Genomic DNA, 2,864 nt, shown 5'->3' on the forward strand with positions numbered 1-2,864 from the left:
GTCAGGGAGAACTCATCTCGGGGCAAGTTTCGTGCTTAGATGCTTTCAGCACTTATCTCTTCCGCATTTAGCTACCGGGCAATGCCATTGGCATGACAACCCGAACACCAGTGATGCGTCCACTCCGGTCCTCTCGTACTAGGAGCAGCCCCCCTCAATTCTCCAGCGCCCACGGCAGATAGGGACCGAACTGTCTCACGACGTTCTAAACCCAGCTCGCGTACCACTTTAAATGGCGAACAGCCATACCCTTGGGACCTACTTCAGCCCCAGGATGTGATGAGCCGACATCGAGGTGCCAAACACCGCCGTCGATATGAACTCTTGGGCGGTATCAGCCTGTTATCCCCGGAGTACCTTTTATCCGTTGAGCGATGGCCCTTCCATTCAGAACCACCGGATCACTAAGACCTGCTTTCGCACCTGCTCGAGCCGTCACTCTCGCAGTCAAGCTAGCTTATGCCTTTGCACTAACCTCCTGATGTCCGACCAGGATTAGCTAACCTTCGTGCTCCTCCGTTACTCTTTAGGAGGAGACCGCCCCAGTCAAACTACCCACCAGACACTGTCCGCAACCCGGATCACGGGTCTACGTTAGAACACCAGCCATTAAAGGGTGGTATTTCAAGGATGGCTCCATGCAGACTGGCGTCCACACTTCAAAGCCTCCCACCTATCCTACACATCAAGGACCAGTGTTCAGTGTCAAGCTATAGTAAAGGTTCACGGGGTCTTTCCGTCTTGCCGCGGGTACACTGCATCTTCACAGCGAGTTCAATTTCACTGAGTCTCGGGTGGAGACAGCCTGGCCATCATTACGCCATTCGTGCAGGTCGGAACTTACCCGACAAGGAATTTCGCTACCTTAGGACCGTTATAGTTACGGCCGCCGTTTACCGGGGCTTCGATCAAGAGCTTCTCCTTACGGATAACCCCATCAATTAACCTTCCGGCACCGGGCAGGCGTCACACCGTATACGTCCACTTTCGTGTTTGCACAGTGCTGTGTTTTTAATAAACAGTTGCAGCCAGCTGGTATCTTCGACTGATTTCAGCTCCATGAGTAAATCACTTCACCTACATATCAGCGTGCCTTCTCCCGAAGTTACGGCACCATTTTGCCTAGTTCCTTCACCCGAGTTCTCTCAAGCGCCTTGGTATTCTCTACCTGACCACCTGTGTCGGTTTGGGGTACGATTTCGTGTTACCTGATGCTTAGAGGCTTTTCCTGGAAGCAGGGCATTTGTTACTTCAGCACCGTAGTGCCTCGTCATCACACCTCAGCGTTAAAAGGTACCGGATTTACCTGGAACCTCCGCCTACATGCTTAAACCGGGACAACCGTCGCCCGGCTAACATAGCCTTCTCCGTCCCCCCTTCGCAGTAACACCAAGTACAGGAATATTAACCTGTTTCCCATCGACTACGCCTTTCGGCCTCGCCTTAGGGGTCGACTCACCCTGCCCCGATTAACGTTGGACAGGAACCCTTGGTCTTCCGGCGTGCGGGTTTTTCACCCGCATTATCGTTACTTATGTCAGCATTCGCACTTCTGATACCTCCAGCATACCTCACGATACACCTTCAACGGCTTACAGAACGCTCCCCTACCCAACAACACATAGTGTCGCTGCCGCAGCTTCGGTGCATGGTTTAGCCCCGTTACATCTTCCGCGCAGGCCGACTCGACCAGTGAGCTATTACGCTTTCTTTAAATGATGGCTGCTTCTAAGCCAACATCCTGGCTGTCTGTGCCTTCCCACATCGTTTCCCACTTAACCATGACTTTGGGACCTTAGCTGGCGGTCTGGGTTGTTTCCCTCTTCACGACGGACGTTAGCACCCGCCGTGTGTCTCCCGTGATAACATTCTTCGGTATTCGCAGTTTGCATCGGGTTGGTAAGTCGGGATGACCCCCTAGCCGAAACAGTGCTCTACCCCCGAAGATGAATTCACGAGGCGCTACCTAAATAGCTTTCGGGGAGAACCAGCTATCTCCCGGTTTGATTGGCCTTTCACCCCCAGCCACAAGTCATCCGCTAATTTTTCAACATTAGTCGGTTCGGTCCTCCAGTTAGTGTTACCCAACCTTCAACCTGCCCATGGCTAGATCACCGGGTTTCGGGTCTATACCCTGCAACTTAACGCCCAGTTAAGACTCGGTTTCCCTTCGGCTCCCCTATTCGGTTAACCTTGCTACAGAATATAAGTCGCTGACCCATTATACAAAAGGTACGCAGTCACACCCCGAAGGGTGCTCCCACTGCTTGTACGTACACGGTTTCAGGTTCTTTTTCACTCCCCTCGCCGGGGTTCTTTTCGCCTTTCCCTCACGGTACTGGTTCACTATCGGTCAGTCAGGAGTATTTAGCCTTGGAGGATGGTCCCCCCATATTCAGACAGGATACCACGTGTCCCGCCCTACTCTTCGAGTTCACAACACATGCACTTTTGTGTACGGGACTTTCACCCTGTATCGTGCGACTTTCCAGACGCTTCCACTAACACACATGCTGATTCAGACTCTGGGCTGCTCCCCGTTCGCTCGCCGCTACTGGGGGAATCTCGGTTGATTTCTTTTCCTCGGGGTACTTAGATGTTTCAGTTCCCCCGGTTCGCTTCATTACGCTATGTATTCACGTAATGATAGTGTGACGAATCACACTGGGTTTCCCCATTCGGAAATCGCCGGTTATAACGGTTCATATCACCTTACCGACGCTTATCGCAGATTAGCACGTCCTTCATCGCCTCTGACTGCCAGGGCATCCACCGTGTACGCTTAGTCGCTTAACCTCACAACCCGAAGATGTTTCTTTCGATTCATCATCGACTTGCAAAAATTTGAGAGACTCGAACACACC

Annotated in this window: 1 rRNA gene; it reads right to left on the reverse strand. The window is 52.3% G+C overall.

Annotated elements, in window-relative coordinates:
* Positions 1-2,796 (reverse strand): 23S ribosomal RNA (locus tag BZK40_RS24040); the annotation flags it as partial.
* Positions 2,797-2,864 lie beyond the last annotated feature (68 nt).

It is taken from the genome of Citrobacter portucalensis, assembly GCF_002042885.1.
GTDB classification, from domain to species: Bacteria; Pseudomonadota; Gammaproteobacteria; order Enterobacterales; family Enterobacteriaceae; genus Citrobacter; species Citrobacter portucalensis.